The organism is Chryseobacterium sp. SIMBA_029 (assembly GCF_046535275.1).
Lineage (GTDB): Bacteria > Bacteroidota > Bacteroidia > Flavobacteriales > Weeksellaceae > Chryseobacterium.
Genome location: NZ_JAWRXA010000700.1, coordinates 1 through 246, shown reverse-complemented (window position 1 = coordinate 246; position 246 = coordinate 1). Strand labels below are relative to the sequence as shown.

The window sequence follows — 246 nt, the reverse complement described above, 5'->3', positions numbered from 1 at the left end:
AAAATGGCCGAATTCTTTACTAAAATAGCTCCTCTGAATAATATTGACAAGATTAAAAAACCAATGTTTATTGTACAGGGAACCAATGATCCAAGAGTTCCGGTTTCCGAAGCTATTCAAATGCGTGATAAACTAAAAGGACAGGGGAAAACAGTATGGTATCTTGAGGCTAAAAATGAAGGACATGGATTCAGGAAAAAAGAGAATATAGATTTCCAGCGTCTGGCGATGATCAGATTTATGCAG

Annotated in this window: 1 protein-coding gene; it reads left to right on the top strand. The window is 36.6% G+C overall.

Features of this window, described 5'->3' with window-relative positions:
• Nucleotides 1–246 (top strand): alpha/beta hydrolase family protein (locus tag SB679_RS25750; protein WP_410705207.1); only part of this gene is annotated, 246 nt, incomplete at both ends.